The following is a 14,816-nucleotide window of genomic DNA, read 5'->3' as shown; positions in this document are numbered from 1 at the left end:
CTTACAGGTGCCTCCTGCCCCTGCTTCTACACTGGCCTTAACCCCGAGAATGGACCTGGTGGAGGTCCATGTTGCACTCGGGGATTTTTCTTCTGATGGAGGAACGCATGAACGTGACCGATGCCCGCACTTCACTGGACCACCTTTTTTCACTGCTCAGGGACCCGGATTATGACCTGTTCAAACATGGTCAACTCAATGAAGAGCTCGAAGCCTTGCAACGCCTGACCCGTGAGCCCGACAGCATTCAGGGCTTCAGGCACCTGACGTATGCAGAGATGAAAGGGCACCGTGCGGAACTGCTGGAACATCTGCAAGGGGTTCCTGCATTGCTGGAACAGGGCCGTTCTGAGGACGCTGTGCAGGCCATCCGTGCAGCACTTCGCATTGTCGAAGCGCCTTGACCGAAACTGCACAATATTCATACACAAACCCAAAAACATGCACACTCTTTTTACTGTTTTTCAGTGAAAATTCAGCGTCCAAAGTTAGGATGCTGCATACACATTTGATGGAGGATGAACATGGTGCTCTGGCTCTCTCTCGGGGTGGGACTGCTGCTGGGATGGCTTGCTTATCTTTTTGTTTCCGCAGTGGACCATTCTTTCGAACAAACAGAACAGGACAGGCACTCCAGACCCCGCTCTCGATCCTGAACCTTGCCCTGGGGGTCCCCTTTCAGGAACAGGCATTGCCCTGTTCCTGATTGCTTTGCCTTCCAGCCTGGAAAGTGCGCGGTAGCCCACTGTCCTGAAGCCTGCCAGCAGCGAACATCAGGCATGGTCAGCACATTCAGATTCCGGGTCATCACCGATGCCCTTGAAAACAACACCACCCAACTTGCCCAGAAGATCGAGTCCCTGACGGGTCGCAAGGTGAAGGTCAACGGCAACAAAGATTATCTTGACCTCAATCCTCTGCATCACAAGGGGTTTGAAATCCAGTTGGAAGCCACCCGTGAAGAAGCCCAGAAGTTTTATGAGGTGATGCAACAGCACACCCGCATCGAATCTCTGGGCGGCAAACCCCAGTCCCGCTGAGGATGGGCTGTGATTTGTGTCAGCCCAGAACAAATCCAAACATGAGAATCCAGATCAGAGAAAAACTTCTTTCAGCACGCTTCTTTCAGGCGTGCTTTTTGATGCTTCCCTGTTTTTCTAAAGAAAAAGCTTGGTGATGGTCTCAGAGAATTCACAGGATGGCCGCTGCCTTTAACCCAACCGTTAAATAGAGGGATTTCGCCCCGATGTGAAGCTCCAAAAGATGAAATATGAAGCATAGTTCTTTTCATTACCTCGGAGGTGTCATGAGGAAGTACATGCTCTGGCTCTGGCGTCATACCCGTCCTCATAACAAGTGGCGCAAACATCGCTAAGGAGGTGATCCATTATCTCGCAGCCATGCGTTAAATGGCATTGACTCGGTACTGTTATGTGATCAGGAGATGCTGTACAGCATCTCCCTTATTTGTGATCTTGCCGGAGGCTCCTCTGCATTGCAGAATTTTGATCCTTTGCTGGAGTTTCGTACATTTTTTACTTTCAATCTGTAAAGTCAGATTTGTCTAGCCCGAAGCTGAATTGCAACTGAATTGCAATGTGCTACCCTGAGAGCATGGACTTTAAGCGTGCGCTTCAGGAACTGGACGCCATCAGCAGGGAAGTCGACCAGGACACGCAATACCTGCGCAGTCACCGGTCGTTCAAGGATTTTTTCAATCCCAACATGGAAGCGGGACTGGAAGTGGAATGTGGCTTCATCCGTGAGGCCCACAACATGATCCAGAAAGCCTCGCGGGGGGAAAAGGTCAACGAGGATCAGGCCAGAAAGCTTCTGGAACGGGCCGAAGCCCACAAGGAATACGTCAAGCAGTGGATTCTGATGATCGAAACCCTCTGCGGCAAACGCGAACTGAACTGAATGCATGAATCTTCGTTCTCCGGCCTGTGGGCCGGAGAATTTTTGATTGTTCTGGCTCAAAGTCACCTTTTCGTTTAGTCAAGCTTCTGTCAGCTGAAGCCCAGCTGAAGTATGATCATGAAAACGTCACACCCTTCACGAGGCCACCGTGTTCAAGCACCGCGCACTGTCCATGTCCCACCTGCTCTGGGGTCTGGGATGTCTGCTGGGAGGAAGCACCCTGCTCCATCTGCTGACCTCCTGGGGAGTGCTTGCAGCTGCGATATGGATGCTCCTGGTAGGTGGATGGATGCTCTGGAAATGCCAGCCGGTGGTTCCTCCACGCGAAACCAGCGAGACCACCACCCTCTGCGAAGCCGCAGTGATGGGGTGGGCCAGAGCGCTCAAACTGGGCAATCCCAGTGCCCTGGAACACAGCGAAAGAACCATGCACCTTGCGGAGTGGCTTGGAAGAGAAGTTGGCCTCAGTGAACCCGAGTTGAAATACCTGCGCTGGGGGGCCCTGCTTCACGACATCGGCAAACTGGGCATTCCCCAGGACATCCTCAGCAAACCCATGCACCTCTCTGAAGAGGAATTTCTGGTGATGCAAAAACACACCGAATACGGCATGAACTGGATGGAAGCCCTGGACTTTCTGGGACCTGCCAGAGAGGTCATTTACTACCACCACGAAAAGTGGGATGGCACAGGCTATCCTCTGCAACTCAGGCGCGAAGAGATCCCTTATCTGGCCCGCATCTTCTCTGTGGTGGATGTCTATGACGCACTGACCAGCAACCGGCCCTATCGAAAGCCCTGCCCCAGGAAGAGGCCCTGCGCATGATTCAGGAGCGGGTGGGCACCCATTTTGATCCGCAGGTGGCTCAGGTTTTTCTGTCCAGAATAAAAATGCACGAGCCCTGTCATTAGGGCCCGTGTTCTGACTCTCCAATCCAGAGAGGTTTGCGCAAAGAGGTAACTGAAGTTTAGCATCAGCAGCCTCACACAAACCTTAAATCGTTTGATTTGAAACCATTAACACCCAGACATTACAGGTTTGTCCCCCTTGAGACTTCAGTTGCAATTCAGTAACATTTTGTCATGATCAAATCCATGCAACCTGCCAAATTGAGCTGGGTCACCGTCAACCTTTACATTTACATGGTTTTCAGCATCCTGTTGATTCTGCTCTCCATCCTGGGAGGCACGGTTGCCGGGGCCATCCTGGGTGCTGCAGGAGAAACCAGCGATGAAAGTTTTATTGGAGTGGTCATTGGATTCATCTTTGGAATTGGAGGGGTCATCACTGGACTTGTGGGGGCCATTTTGCACTTCCTGGCTGCCCGTGGGCTCAAAGAGGGCAAGCGCTGGGGATGGGTCCTCAGCCTCATCCTGATGATCCTCAACCTGCTTGGTTACATCAGCAGCATCGTTCTGGCCATTCCTGCCATCCTTGGTCTGGTTGGACTGTTTGACCGTGAAGTTCAGGATTACGCCAGCCACTGAGTGCTTTGAAATTCAACCACCCCGATTTCTCGGGGTGGTTTTTCTGTCAGGTTTCGGGCATGAGCTGGACCGGAGCAGGATGATGGTGGCTGACCTTCATGCTGGCCTGTGCCCTGCCCTGGGTCAGGGACCTGAGACGCGTGGTGTACTGGAAAAGCTCTGCCAGTGGCACCGCAGCCTCAATCCACTGGATGGGTCCTCTGCTGCTCAGGCCGAGTATGGTGCCCCGTCTGGCTTGCAGGTCTGAAAGCACAACTCCCGTGAAACCCATTGGCGTGGAAACCTCAAGTTGCATGACCGGTTCCAGAAGCACCGTTCCCGCCTCCCTGAACGCCTCTTTCAGGGCGTCATGGCCTGCAGTGACAAAACTCGCCTCATTGGAGTCTGTGGTGTGGGTCTTGCCATCCAGCACCGTCACTTTCAGATCGGTGACCGGAGCATGAAAGAGTCCTGAACCCAGAGCCTGACGGGCACCTTTTTCCACCGCAGCCACAAAATGCTTCGGAATGCTCCCGCCCACCGTCTGGTTCTCAAAAACAAAACCAGAACCGGCTTCAAGAGGGGCCACTTCAAGGACCACCTGGGCAAACTGGCCTTTGCCTCCGGTCTGCTTTCTGTGGGTGTGGGCCACCTGCACGCTCTTTTTCAGGGTTTCACGGTAAGCCACCTGTGGGGCTCCTGTTCTGGCTTCCAGGCCTGTTTCGCGCTTCAGACGTTCCAGCGTCACTTCGAGATGAAGTTCGCCCATTCCAGAGAGGGTCCGTCTGCCCGAAACCGCATCTGTACCGGGTTGCAAGGTCGGGTCTTCCTGGGCAAACCGCACCAGAGCAGCCGTCAGTTTCTCCTGATCCTGTGGATTCTGGGCTTCCAGGGCCACGGTAATCACAGGTTCAGGCACATGCAGGCTTTCCAGCAGGTGGGGTGTCTCTTCATGGGTGAGGGTGTGTCCTGTGAGGGTGTGTCTGAGTCCACGAATGGCCCCTATCTCTCCAGCATGCAGTTCATGCACTTCCATTTCCTGATCGGCCCGCAGTTTCACCAGACGGTTGATGCGTTCTCTGGTCTCTGTGCTGGCATTCCAGACGTATGCTCCAGTTTGCAGAACACCCGAGTACACCCGCACAAAGGTCAGTTTACCGAAACGGTCGGTGACCACCTTGAAAGCCAGAGCACTGAGAGCATCCTCTGGGACTTCTGCAGGCAACACACGGTCTCCAGGAGCAGGCAGGAAGTCAATGATCGCATCCAGCAACTGGGGAATTCCTCTGTCTTTCAGGGCACTGCCGCAAAGCACCGGGAAAGCCTGCTGTTTCAGGGTCACCTCTCGCAAAGCCTGCCGCAGAGCCTCTGCAGGCACCTCCAGACCCAGCAAATACTGTTCCATGATGCCGTCATGCACCTCGGAAAGTTGCTCGATCAGGTGCTGCCTGGCTGCTGTGGCCTCTGCTGGCAGTGCCACAGGAACCGCATTCAGACCTTCAAATGCGTAAGCCTGCATCTCAATCAGGTCCACCACACCCACAAAATCTGCACCTTCCCCCAGAGGCTTTTGAACAGCCAGAGGTTTCACACCCAGTTTTTCCTGCATGTCCTGCAAGACCAGGGCAAAGTCTGCACCCACCTTGTCCATCTTGTTGACGAACACAATGCGAGGCACCCCATAACGCTCGGCTTGCAGCCAGATGGTCTCAGACTGCGGCTCCACTCCCTGAGAGGCGTCCAGTACAGCCACTGCACCATCCAGCACACGCATGGAGCGCTCCACCTCGATGGTGAAATCCACATGACCCGGTGTGTCAATCACATTGAGGGTGTAGGTCTCCCCTGCCCGCTCCCATGAGGTCTCTATGGCCGCAGCAGCAATGGTGATGCCCCGGGCTTTCTCCTCTGGAAGGTGGTCTGTGGTGGTGTTCCCTGCATCCACATTGCCAATGCGGTGCGTGACACCTGTCAAAAACAGGATGCGTTCTGTGGTGGTGGTCTTGCCTGCATCAATGTGCGCAGCAATGCCAATGTTGCGAAGGTATTTGTGTTGAAGATGTTGTTGACGTGTAAACATATGACTTTCCTTTCTCGTGCGATCACAGCGCGAGAAACCTCCAGCCATTCTTTGAGCAGTTAGCTTTCAGCGATCAGCCGTCAGCAAACATGAAAATACAGGCATTCGCTTTCAGAAAATGCCATGTCATGTCTTTAAAACCAGTTGATGGAATTAAATCTCAAAAAAGAGGGCTGCTCTGGTTGTGTGCCTCCAGGAGCAGCCCTCTGAAAGTTCAGAGTGGTTTAAAGTTCGGGGTGGTGCAACAAGCAGAACCCAGAGCTTTTTTGCTCCTGGAGGCGGTCTGTTGAGGTTTCGTCCACCATGCTTTTGCACCTTTCCAGCTGACTCAGCTGAGATTGAACAGCTTTGCCGTCCTGAATCAAATTAGCAGATGATTTTGGAGAATGCAATGCTTATTTTCTGAAAGTTAAAAAAGATTCAATTCAGAGCCACCTGTTGACGGAGGGCAGGTCTGCGCATCAGCAGGATGCCCACCCACAGGAACCACACCACCATGCCCAGTCCGAACACGGTTCCTGCTTCATCCTGGAAAGGCCACAGGGTCAGGATTCCTGCTCCTCCCACCAGCATGCCCAGAGCCCCCAGAGCCCTGGGAAGTTTGCGGGTTTGCCATCCCACCCAGCTCACCATCAGGGTCCAGATGCCTCCTGGAATCTCCAGAGCACCTCCCAGACCCCGTTCAATGGTCTCCACAGACATCCAGACCGTCAGGGCCCGCTCAGGGTCCTGGGAATGCAACCTGGACACCACCTCGATGTCATTCAGGATGATCATGCCGCTCGAAATGATGGTCATGGCCCAGATCAGACCAAAAGCTGTGGCGACCTGCATCAGGGCAGGCTGATTGTCTTTCAGCCTTTCATGCATGGCAAGGGCCAGAGGAACCATGGTGATCCCTGCAATCATATAAATCAGCAGATTCCAGCTGTAGATCAGCCAGAGGTTGTTCTTCATGAAGGCCAGGTATTCTTTTGGTCCTGCAGCAAAAACGGGAGCCAGCAGAGTGAGGGCCAGTCCAAGCCCCACAATGTAAGCCACCCCATTGGTCAATGCAGCAATCCCACCTGTTCTTTGCAAACCCTGTCTCTGTGCATTCTGCATGTGGACTCCTCTTTCAGCATGTTGCTGATTGGGACAGGCTTAAGACACCCTGCCTGTGCTGTCCCAAAACACAGACATGATGAGCCGCTGGCAATCCAGCAGTGATTGACCTGCTTTTACACTTTGAAAAAGAGTACTAAGGATCTAGTGTACTAGATATATCATACACTTAATCGGGGTCTATTTGTCAACTGCAAGAACAAAGACTCAGTCCATGCCAGGGGTCTATGGTGCTGTAGGCCCCTCAGATCCAGTTCTACAACTTCAGGGGCAAATATTGCTTCTGGTTGATGTCCCAGTACCACAAGCTTTCCGGGTCAATCTGATCCAGAAGAATCTTCACAGGTTCAGCGGGAGCCAGAGGACCTCCCATTCCAAACAGCAGGTGTTCTTCAAAGACCTCCAGAATGTACCCCTCAAAATGTTCCCCTGTTTTGAGGTCCAGGGTGTGCCTCTCCCCTTTCTCAGCAAACCAATCAAATACAGTTTTCAGGTCCATGCCCCATACCACCACAGACAAATGAAAAAACCCACCCTTGCGGGTGGGTTTTAAGCTTCAGCAGGAATTACTTCTTGATGAGCTGGTTAACGATGTTGGTGGGGGTGGTGTCGTAGTGGTCGAAGAACATGCTGTAGGAAGCACGTCCCTGGGTCATGGAACGCATGTCGGTGGCGTAACCGAACATTTCGCTCAGGGGCACAAAGGCCTTCACGATCTGTGCGTTGCCACGGGCTTCCATGCCCTGGATTTGACCACGGCGGCTGTTCAGGTCGCCGATGATGTCGCCCATGTACTCTTCGGGGACGGTCACTTCTACGCGCATGATGGGTTCCAGGATGGCAGGAGCGCCCTTCTGGACGGCTTCTTTCAGAGCCATGGAACCTGCAATCTTAAAGGCCATTTCGCTGGAGTCCACTTCGTGGTAGCTTCCATCGTAAACGGTGACTTTCAGGTCCACCACGGGCATGCCGAGGAGGGGACCGGACTGCATGGCTTCTTCAATGCCCTTCTGGGCAGGAGCGATGTACTCCTTGGGCACGGTTCCGCCCACCACGGCGTTCTCGAACTGAAAGCCGGTTCCTGGGGGGAGGGGCTCGGCCTTGATCTTGACGTGACCGTACTGACCGCGACCACCGGACTGGCGCACGAACTTGCCTTCGACTTCAACGTGCTTGGTGATGGTTTCGCGGTAAGCCACCTGGGGAGCACCCACGTTGGCTTCCACTTTGTGTTCACGCTTCAGACGGTCCACCAGAATCTCGAGGTGAAGCTCGCCCATTCCGGCGATGGTGGTCTGACCGCTTTCGGGGTCGGTGGCCACGCGGAAGGTGGGGTCTTCTTCGGCGAGTTTGGAGAGACCAATGCCCATGCGCTCCTGGTCGGCCTTGGTTTTGGGCTCGATGGCCAGGGTGATCACGGGCTCGGGCACTTCGATGCTCTCGAGGGCCACGAATTCGTCGTCTTCACCGATCAGGGTGTTGCCGGTGCCGGCATCCTTCAGACCGATCACAGCGCCGAGTTCGCCAGCTTTGAGCTCTTGAACTTCTTCACGCTGGTTGGCGTGCATCTTCAGCAGACGGCCCACGCGTTCACGTTTGCCTTTGGTGGTGTTCTGCACGTAAGAACCGGACTTCATGGTGCCGGAGTAGATGCGCACGAAGGTCAGACGGCCCACGTAGGGGTCGGACATGATCTTGAACGCCAGGGCAGCCAGGTCGCCAGCATCGTCGGCGGGGAACTCTTTGCTGCCGCCTTCCTCGGTGGTGCCTTTGATGGCGGGCACTTCGAGGGGGCTGGGCAGGTAGTCGATCACCGCGTCGAGCAGCAGCTGAACGCCTTTGTTCTTCAGGGCGCTTCCGCACAGCACAGGGAAGATTTTCTGGGCGATGGTCCCCTTACGCAGGGCGGCCACGATCTGCTCCACGGAGGGCTCTTCGCCTTCCAGGTACATCATCATGACTTCTTCGTCCACTTCGGCGGCAGCTTCGATCAGCTGGGCGCGCATTTCCTGCACCTTGTCCATGAACTGCTCAGGAATGTCGTGTTCCTGAATGTCGGTTCCGAGGTCGTTGGTGTAGGTGTAGGCACGCATGCGCACGATGTCGATGATGCCTTTGAAGTCGCTCTCTTCGCCCATGGGGTACTGCACAGGGGCGGGGATGGCACCGAGACGCTCTTTGATGTCGTTGATCACGAGTTCAAAGCTGGCGCCGGTTTTGTCCATCTTGTTGGCGAAAGCGATGCGGGGCACGCCGTAACGGTCGGCCTGACGCCACACGGTTTCGGATTGGGGCTCCACACCCTGGCTGGAGTCGAACACTGCAACAGCGCCGTCCAGCACGCGCATGGAACGCTCCACTTCGATGGTGAAGTCCACGTGACCGGGGGTGTCGATGATGTTGACGGTGTAGTCGGTGCCGTGACGCACCCAGTGGGCGGTGGTGGCAGCAGCGGTGATGGTGATGCCACGCTCGCGCTCCTGGGCCATCCAGTCCATGGTTGCGGCGCCTTCGTGCACTTCACCGATGTTGTGGGTCCGGCCGGTGTAGTACAGGATGCGCTCGGTGGTGGTGGTCTTGCCGGCGTCGATGTGCGCGGCAATCCCGATGTTGCGGAAGCGGTTGAGATACTCGTTAGCCATGCATTACCACCTGTAGTGGGCGTAGGCGCGGTTGGCTTCGGCCATGCGCTCCACGTCGTCTTTCTTCTTGATGGCGCCGCCACGGCCCTGGGCTGCGTCGAGGATTTCTCCGGCAACGCGCTCAATGGCGGTGCGCTCAGGACGGCTGTCGCTGGCGAGGATCATCCAGCGGATGGCCAGGCTCTGGGCGCGGCGGGCGCTGACTTCGACGGGCACCTGGTAGGTGGAACCGCCGACGCGGCGGGAGCGGACTTCCACGCGGGGCTTGACGTTGTCATACGCCTGCATGAAAACCTTGAGGGGCTCCTGGCCGGTGCGCTCCTGGATCAGACGGCAGGCTCCGTAGAAAATACGGCTTGCCAGGTTCTTTTTGCCATCGCGCATGATTTTGTTGATCATGGAGCTCACCAGTGTGGACTGGTACACCAGATCGGGTTGTACTTCGCGTACTTCTGCTCTACGACGTCTTGCCATGTCCTAAACCCCTTACTTCTTCTTCCCAGCTGCGGCAGCCTGGCCGGGCTTGGGACGCTTGGCGCCGTATTTGGAACGGCTCTGCTTACGGTCTTTCACACCTGCGGTGTCGAGGGAACCACGGACGATGTGGTAACGCACACCTGGCAAGTCTTTCACACGACCACCACGGATCAGAACCACAGAGTGCTCTTGCAGGTTGTGGCCTTCACCGGGGATGTAAGCAGTGACTTCGAAGCCGCTGGTCAGACGCACACGGGCAATCTTACGCAGAGCGGAGTTTGGTTTTTTGGGGGTGGTGGTTTTCACGACGGTGCACACACCACGGCGGAAGGGGCTGCTTTTCAGCGCGGGCACTTTGCTCTTCTTCTTCAGAACAGCGCGACCTTTGCGGAGAAGTTGGTTAACGGTTGGCAGTGTAATCACTCCCTTTGAGTGGGATTTTTGTGGCCCACTAAAGAATTTCAGCTTTGTTTCTAACTCCCACTCGGGAATTGCAACTTTGTAAGTGTACCCCATAAACCCGGATCATGCAAGGGGGATGGGGGTGCTCTTTGCTCTGCAGAACACCAAAAAGTTAAATGTGTTTAGGCGTCTTGACAAAAATCATATTCTCGTGCCTAGCAACACCTCGCTTCTGGGAAAAGCTCAGAGGATCATCTGCAACCGCTCAGGAATCTATCCCAGGACTGTCATCCTGAGACCCAGGTCTTCTCACAACCCCTGCTCTTGCAGTGCAAATCACCAGAATAAGCCAAATGGCTTATATGCGAGTCATCCCAACTCCACACAATTTTTTCTACGTGCAGCACGACACAAAGACCACCTCTCGTGTCTGATCTCCTACCCCCTTGACGATTCCCTCAAAATCGCATATTCTATTTCTCGCCCTGAGCGCCGAGGTGGCGGAATTGGTAGACGCACTAGTTTCAGGGACTAGCGCCTTCACGGGCGTAGGGGTTCAAGTCCCCTCTTCGGCACCAAAAGGAACCCCTTCTGCAAAGAAGGGGTTTTTGCTTTTCATTCAGATTTCTGGTCTGGATGTCCTGCAAAGCCACGGGTGAGGCATGCCTCGCCCTATATTCTCAGCTCAGATGCTTCCAGCTCGGGGTTCCTGGTTTTCTTGTGTTTAGGCTGCGTTGCGACGGTCCAGAACAGCCTTGAGGGACCGGGCTTCTGCAAGGTGGTCCATGTCGGAGGGCCATCCACGGGTGTTGTGCCAGAACTCCCAGGCCTGCATGGGGGTGTCGATGCCTGCGGGCCAGCCTTTCTCCATGGGCCAGGGACCTTTGGCGATGACCCAGGCCCAGCACCCCTGAAAGTAGGTGGGGGTGTAGTTCAGGCTGTCCATGATCTGGTTGATTTTGACTTCCAGATGTGGGTTCAGACGCAGCAGGTCGTTGTAGTCCTGTGCACTCATGTCCAGGGTGGGCATTTCTGCGAGGAAGAGTTGCCACAGGGACTCAGCGACCCGGTCGAACAACTCCATGGAGAGGGCATTAAGGGAAGGTTCAAACTCCATGCTCTGGCCTTTCTCTCGGGCGTTCACAGAGGAAAAAGTCCCGAGCGTGGTCTAGTAATTGAATTGTAAGAAATCCCTCTTCCTTTATTCTTAGCCCCTCTAGACAGAATTCAGTAAGACTTCAGATGAGAGTCAGGCTTGCTTCAGCTGAAAACCGAAAAGATCTTTATCTTTCTCATTTTTAAATGCATACCTTCACTTGCTTTGAACGACTGACAGGAGCCATCTCACTTTGTCGCTTCTCGCAAAACACCTGAAAAATTCCCTTTATTGCCTCCTCTTTCATATCGAAGTTCATATTTTTGGAAAGACTGGAAATCAGGCTTCTGTAAAAAGTAATCCCTGAGCCAGTTGAGGTCGGCTTCTGTGGGGAGGTTGAAGGGCTCTTTCAGGGTCACCAGCAGCACTTTGCCTGGGGTTCTGAGTTTGACCTCCTGGGAAGCAAAATGGGTTTTCAGGTCAGCAAGCGCCAAAGTGCGGGTCTGTTCGCTGAGTTTTGGAACGGTCTGCCCCAGCTGAGAGGTCATGCGCTGCATGGTCAGCGACAGCACCAGAATCACAACACACAAGGCGATGATCGAGTTTTTTCGCATTTACAGCCCCCATTTTGAAAGCGTATTGGTGATTTCCAGGCCCTCTGCATCCCGGGGGTACCAGAGCCCCAGCGTTTTGATCTGATTGATGTTGATGTCTTCCTGCTGCAATTGCTCCTGAGCCACCAGCCAGACGGCACGCATCAGAGGTTTCAGGCGTGATGCAGCTGCAGCATTTCTGCGAGACGGCTCTTCGCGGCTCAGCCAATCAAGCTGTCCGAGTTGTGGGATGTTCAGCAACACCTCTTCATGGGTTCCCGTGAACACCACAGCCTCCAGATGAATGCCCTGCTCGCTGAGTTTTTCCAGCAGAAGAACCTGGGCAGGGGTCAGTGGAGGACGAACAGCATGGTAGGAAAAGAGGGTCGCATGACTCAACACCTCGGTGGGGCGATGGGTCAGCATCAGCACCCAGGTGACAATGACACTGACCACCAGACTCAAACCTGCAAAAAGCTTCATAATTCTCTTATTTATTCTGCCTCATTCAGGTACTCTACACAAAGTGCCCTGAAAAAAGCACAGGGTTTTATACTGATGGCGTGAGTCTGGTTATTCCCTGTGTGGACATTCAGTCAGGCCGGGCCGTGCGTCTTTATGAGGGCGACCCGGACAAGGAAACCGTTTATTTCAACAGTCCGCTGGAGGCAGCGCAGCACTGGGTCCGTCTGGGTGCAGGTCTGGTTCATCTGGTGGATCTGGATGCTGCAACAGGCCGGGGCGAGAACAGGGCCATCATCTCTGAAATTGCTGCCACCCTGGGCGTTCCTGTAGAAGTGGGCGGAGGCATCCGTGATTTTGAAGCTGCCCAGTCCCTGCTGGAGTCTGGAATCAGCCGGGTGGTGATTGGAACAGCTGCCGTGAAAAATCCCGAACTGGTCAGTCAATTGATTGATGTGTTCGGAGCAGAGCGCGTGGTGGTCAGCCTGGACGCCAGAGGAGGTTTCGTGGCTGTGGCAGGCTGGGGAACAAACAGTGATGTTTCCATTGAGGACCTCTGCCAGAACATGGCTTCCAGAGGCCTCAGGACCCTGATCTTCACCGATGTTTCCAGAGACGGCACCCTGAAGGGTCTGGACCGTGACCTGATGGTGCGGGTGCGTCAGGCATGGCAGGGTGAATTGATCGTTGGTGGCGGAGTGCGGGATGTGGAAGATGTGGCCCTGCTTCGTGAACTGGGCATTGAGGGGGCCATTGTGGGCCGCTCGATCTATGAGGGAACACTCCCCTTCCCTGTTCCTGTTTGAGCCTGTGTTACGCCATCTGGCCTCCCGAAAGGGAGGTTTTCTTTAGGCCATTTACCATTGATCTTTATTATAAGTATACATATCATATATCCATGACCCGATACTGGATTGGTGTGGTTTCACAGGAACACGTGCAAAGAGGCGTTCAGGGAAACTTCTGCCAGGTGTGCCATGGCAAGCAGGCCCCTCTGAAGAAAATGCAACCTGGAGACATGTTGATCTACTACTCCCCCAGAACATCCTATCCTGCCGGTGAAGCCCTTCAAGAGTTCACGGCCATGGGACAGGTGCAGTCTGCAGAGCCCTATCAGGTGGAGATGTGGCCAGACTTTCACCCTTACCGCAAAGACGTGCAGTATCTGGACGTAAACCCTGTGCCCATCCACAGCATCAAAGAACAGCTGGAATTCACCCATGGGAACTGGGGCTTCCAGCTGAGAAAAGGCCACTTTGAAATCAGCAAACATGACTTTGACGTGATCGCCCAGCGCATGGGTTTAAGCCCTGAGCACCTGGGGAACACGCCGGATGCCCAGTGACAGCAGGCCACCCAGCAGGGCAATGGCTCCTGCAATGATGAAAGCCAGGGCATAACTGCCCAGCGCATCCCGGGCCATTCCTCCGCCCCAGGCAGCGAGGGCAGCCCCCACCTGATGGGCACAGAACACCCAGCCATACACGGTCCCCACATTCGCCCGGCCAAATCGGTCCGCCACCAGGGCTGTGGTCGGCGGAACTGTGGCAATGTAATCCAGCCCGAACAGCACAGCAAACACAGCAATTCCAAATGTGGAATCCACATAAGGCAGCAAAAACAGGGACGCACCGCGGAAGATGTAATAGAGGCAGAGCAGCTTTCTGGGATCAAAGCGATCCGTGAGCCATCCAGAAGCAATGGTGCCCACAAAATTGAAGGCCCCCATCAGGGCCAGATACCCTGCTGCCACCCCCGCGTTGACCCCATGGTCATGCTGGTGGGCGATGAAGTGGGTCCCGATGATGCCATTGGATGTGGCTCCACACACAAAAAAGGTGGCGCAAAGCAACCAGAAATCGAGGCTGCGAATCGCCCTGCCCATCACGGTGGCGTCCGGGCGGTTGCGGGGAACCTCCTGACCGGGATTTGCACCAAGGGGAACCACACCCACATCCTGGGGTTCGTCTTTCATGAAAAAGAGGGTGGGAAGGAGCATCACCACAGCCAGACCTCCAATGATCAGGCTGCTGTCCCGCCAGCCCACCTGGGCCACCAGCACAGAAAGCAGGGGCACGAAAATCAGCTGTCCTGCACTCATGCTGGCCCCGAAAATCCCTGTCACAAGACCTCTGCGGGCAAAAAACCAGCGGGCCGCCACGGTGGCTCCCAGCACACTGCCAATGAGCCCGGTGCCCAGACCACTGAAAAAACCCCAGAAGAGGTCCAGTTGCCACACGGTTTTTGTCAGGCTGCTGACGGCAAAACTCACGGCAGTGAGCAGCAAACCAATCAGGGTGATGCGCCTGGGACCATAACGATCAATCAACCATCCGCTGATGGGACCCCCAAGGCCAAGCATCACCAGACCAATGGAAACCGCAAACGACAGGGTGGCCTTGCTCCAGCCCAGATCGTCCTGCATGGGCAGCAGAAAGACCCCTGGAGAAGAACGGGCCCCTGCAGCGTACAGGGCCACCAGGGCCGTCACAAGCACCACAATCCAGCCGTAAAACAGTTTCGACTTCATGCTTCAATCTAAAGGGCGGTTTTTGATGAGATCATGATGTGAG

17 protein-coding genes and 1 tRNA gene are annotated in these 14,816 nt (G+C 54.9%); 8 read left to right on the top strand and 10 right to left on the bottom strand.

Features of this window, described 5'->3' with window-relative positions:
• The first annotated feature begins 107 nt into the window (after positions 1-107).
• The 5 genes from DC3_RS13460 (at position 108) to DC3_RS13440 (ending at position 3,408) form a co-directional block, all read left to right on the top strand.
• A complete protein-coding gene (locus DC3_RS13460; protein WP_146885108.1) occupies positions 108-404 on the top strand; it encodes a hypothetical protein in 297 nt (98 codons plus the stop codon).
• Between the two features lie 375 nt (positions 405-779).
• Complete coding sequence (locus DC3_RS13455) at positions 780-1,040, top strand: hypothetical protein (RefSeq protein ID WP_146885107.1); 261 nt, start codon at positions 780-782, stop codon at positions 1,038-1,040.
• Between the two features lie 574 nt (positions 1,041-1,614).
• Positions 1,615-1,920: a hypothetical protein gene (locus DC3_RS13450; RefSeq protein ID WP_146885105.1), complete on the top strand. Its 306-nt coding sequence runs from the start codon at positions 1,615-1,617 to the stop codon at positions 1,918-1,920.
• 148 nt (positions 1,921-2,068) lie between these two features.
• The gene (locus DC3_RS13445) at positions 2,069-2,746 is read left to right on the top strand and encodes an HD-GYP domain-containing protein (RefSeq protein ID WP_146885103.1); all 678 of its coding nucleotides are present in this window, start codon (positions 2,069-2,071) and stop codon (positions 2,744-2,746) included.
• Positions 2,747-3,003: 257 nt separating this feature from the next.
• On the top strand, positions 3,004-3,408 hold the full coding sequence (locus tag DC3_RS13440) for a hypothetical protein (RefSeq protein WP_146885101.1): 405 nt from the start codon (positions 3,004-3,006) through the stop codon (positions 3,406-3,408).
• A gap of 46 nt (positions 3,409-3,454) precedes the next feature.
• On the opposite strand, the gene fusA (DC3_RS13435) is transcribed toward DC3_RS13440, so the two are convergent.
• The 6 genes from fusA (DC3_RS13435) to rpsL form a co-directional block, all read right to left on the bottom strand.
• Positions 3,455-5,467 carry an elongation factor G gene (gene fusA / locus DC3_RS13435; protein WP_146885100.1) on the bottom strand — a complete coding sequence of 671 codons (2,013 nt, stop codon included), beginning with the start codon at positions 5,465-5,467 and terminating at the stop codon, positions 3,455-3,457.
• Between the two features lie 420 nt (positions 5,468-5,887).
• Positions 5,888-6,571: a DUF4386 family protein gene (locus tag DC3_RS13430; protein ID WP_146885098.1), complete on the bottom strand. Its 684-nt coding sequence runs from the start codon at positions 6,569-6,571 to the stop codon at positions 5,888-5,890.
• A 256-nt stretch (positions 6,572-6,827) separates the two neighbouring features.
• Positions 6,828-7,070 (bottom strand): hypothetical protein, encoded by a 243-nt coding sequence (locus DC3_RS13425; protein WP_146885096.1) that lies wholly within the window; start codon positions 7,068-7,070, stop codon positions 6,828-6,830.
• Positions 7,071-7,137: 67 nt separating this feature from the next.
• Positions 7,138-9,213 (bottom strand): elongation factor G, encoded by a 2,076-nt coding sequence (fusA, locus tag DC3_RS13420; RefSeq protein WP_146885094.1) that lies wholly within the window; start codon positions 9,211-9,213, stop codon positions 7,138-7,140.
• A gap of 3 nt (positions 9,214-9,216) precedes the next feature.
• A complete protein-coding gene (gene rpsG / locus DC3_RS13415) occupies positions 9,217-9,687 on the bottom strand; it encodes a 30S ribosomal protein S7 (protein WP_146885092.1) in 471 nt (156 codons plus the stop codon).
• Positions 9,688-9,699: 12 nt separating this feature from the next.
• Positions 9,700-10,104 (bottom strand): 30S ribosomal protein S12, encoded by a 405-nt coding sequence (gene rpsL, locus DC3_RS13410; protein WP_034341258.1) that lies wholly within the window; start codon positions 10,102-10,104, stop codon positions 9,700-9,702.
• Positions 10,105-10,583: 479 nt separating this feature from the next.
• On the opposite strand from rpsL, the gene DC3_RS13405 reads away from it, so the two are divergent.
• Positions 10,584-10,670: transfer RNA gene (locus tag DC3_RS13405), tRNA-Leu, on the top strand.
• Between the two features lie 146 nt (positions 10,671-10,816).
• Here the strand turns inward: DC3_RS13405 and DC3_RS13400 are convergent.
• The 3 genes from DC3_RS13400 to DC3_RS13390 all read right to left on the bottom strand — a co-directional run bounded on the left by DC3_RS13400 (position 10,817) and on the right by DC3_RS13390 (position 12,264).
• Positions 10,817-11,209 (bottom strand): hypothetical protein, encoded by a 393-nt coding sequence (locus tag DC3_RS13400; RefSeq protein ID WP_146885090.1) that lies wholly within the window; start codon positions 11,207-11,209, stop codon positions 10,817-10,819.
• A 227-nt stretch (positions 11,210-11,436) separates the two neighbouring features.
• On the bottom strand, positions 11,437-11,802 hold the full coding sequence (locus tag DC3_RS13395) for a hypothetical protein (protein ID WP_146885088.1): 366 nt from the start codon (positions 11,800-11,802) through the stop codon (positions 11,437-11,439).
• Positions 11,803-12,264, bottom strand: a complete 462-nt coding sequence (locus DC3_RS13390; protein ID WP_146885086.1) for a hypothetical protein — start codon at positions 12,262-12,264, stop codon at positions 11,803-11,805.
• Positions 12,265-12,344: 80 nt separating this feature from the next.
• Between DC3_RS13390 and hisA the strand changes: the two genes are divergently transcribed.
• Both hisA and DC3_RS13380 read left to right on the top strand, forming a co-directional pair.
• Positions 12,345-13,049 carry a 1-(5-phosphoribosyl)-5-[(5-phosphoribosylamino)methylideneamino]imidazole-4-carboxamide isomerase gene (gene hisA, locus DC3_RS13385; RefSeq protein ID WP_146885084.1) on the top strand — a complete coding sequence of 235 codons (705 nt, stop codon included), beginning with the start codon at positions 12,345-12,347 and terminating at the stop codon, positions 13,047-13,049.
• 92 nt (positions 13,050-13,141) lie between these two features.
• A complete protein-coding gene (locus tag DC3_RS13380; RefSeq protein ID WP_146885082.1) occupies positions 13,142-13,588 on the top strand; it encodes an EVE domain-containing protein in 447 nt (148 codons plus the stop codon).
• On the opposite strand, the gene DC3_RS13375 is transcribed toward DC3_RS13380, so the two are convergent.
• Positions 13,547-14,773 (bottom strand): MFS transporter, encoded by a 1,227-nt coding sequence (locus DC3_RS13375; RefSeq protein WP_146885080.1) that lies wholly within the window; start codon positions 14,771-14,773, stop codon positions 13,547-13,549. The genes DC3_RS13380 and DC3_RS13375 overlap by 42 nt on opposite strands.
• Positions 14,774-14,816: the final 43 nt, after the last annotated feature.

This window comes from Deinococcus cellulosilyticus NBRC 106333 = KACC 11606 (assembly GCF_007990775.1).
Taxonomy (GTDB): domain Bacteria; phylum Deinococcota; class Deinococci; order Deinococcales; family Deinococcaceae; genus Deinococcus_C; species Deinococcus_C cellulosilyticus.
The sequence above is the reverse complement of the archived record's forward strand: the minus strand, read 5'-3'. Positions and strand labels throughout refer to the sequence as shown.

Excerpts from the sequence above, each read along its gene's own strand:
- fusA (WP_146885100.1), bottom strand. The coding sequence starts at position 5,467 with ATGTTTACACGTCAACAACATCTTCAACACAAATACCTTCGCAACATT.
- DC3_RS13390 (WP_146885086.1), bottom strand. The coding sequence starts at position 12,264 with ATGAAGCTTTTTGCAGGTTTGAGTCTGGTGGTCAGTGTCATTGTCACC.
- DC3_RS13375 (WP_146885080.1), bottom strand. The coding sequence starts at position 14,773 with ATGAAGTCGAAACTGTTTTACGGCTGGATTGTGGTGCTTGTGACGGCC.
- DC3_RS13430 (WP_146885098.1), bottom strand. The coding sequence starts at position 6,571 with ATGCAGAATGCACAGAGACAGGGTTTGCAAAGAACAGGTGGGATTGCT.
- DC3_RS13455 (WP_146885107.1), top strand. The coding sequence starts at position 780 with ATGGTCAGCACATTCAGATTCCGGGTCATCACCGATGCCCTTGAAAAC.
- DC3_RS13380 (WP_146885082.1), top strand. The coding sequence starts at position 13,142 with ATGACCCGATACTGGATTGGTGTGGTTTCACAGGAACACGTGCAAAGA.
- DC3_RS13400 (WP_146885090.1), bottom strand. The coding sequence starts at position 11,209 with ATGGAGTTTGAACCTTCCCTTAATGCCCTCTCCATGGAGTTGTTCGAC.
- DC3_RS13395 (WP_146885088.1), bottom strand. The coding sequence starts at position 11,802 with ATGCGAAAAAACTCGATCATCGCCTTGTGTGTTGTGATTCTGGTGCTG.
- DC3_RS13460 (WP_146885108.1), top strand. The coding sequence starts at position 108 with ATGAACGTGACCGATGCCCGCACTTCACTGGACCACCTTTTTTCACTG.
- fusA (WP_146885094.1), bottom strand. The coding sequence starts at position 9,213 with ATGGCTAACGAGTATCTCAACCGCTTCCGCAACATCGGGATTGCCGCG.
- DC3_RS13450 (WP_146885105.1), top strand. The coding sequence starts at position 1,615 with ATGGACTTTAAGCGTGCGCTTCAGGAACTGGACGCCATCAGCAGGGAA.
- DC3_RS13425 (WP_146885096.1), bottom strand. The coding sequence starts at position 7,070 with ATGGACCTGAAAACTGTATTTGATTGGTTTGCTGAGAAAGGGGAGAGG.
- DC3_RS13440 (WP_146885101.1), top strand. The coding sequence starts at position 3,004 with ATGATCAAATCCATGCAACCTGCCAAATTGAGCTGGGTCACCGTCAAC.
- rpsG (WP_146885092.1), bottom strand. The coding sequence starts at position 9,687 with ATGGCAAGACGTCGTAGAGCAGAAGTACGCGAAGTACAACCCGATCTG.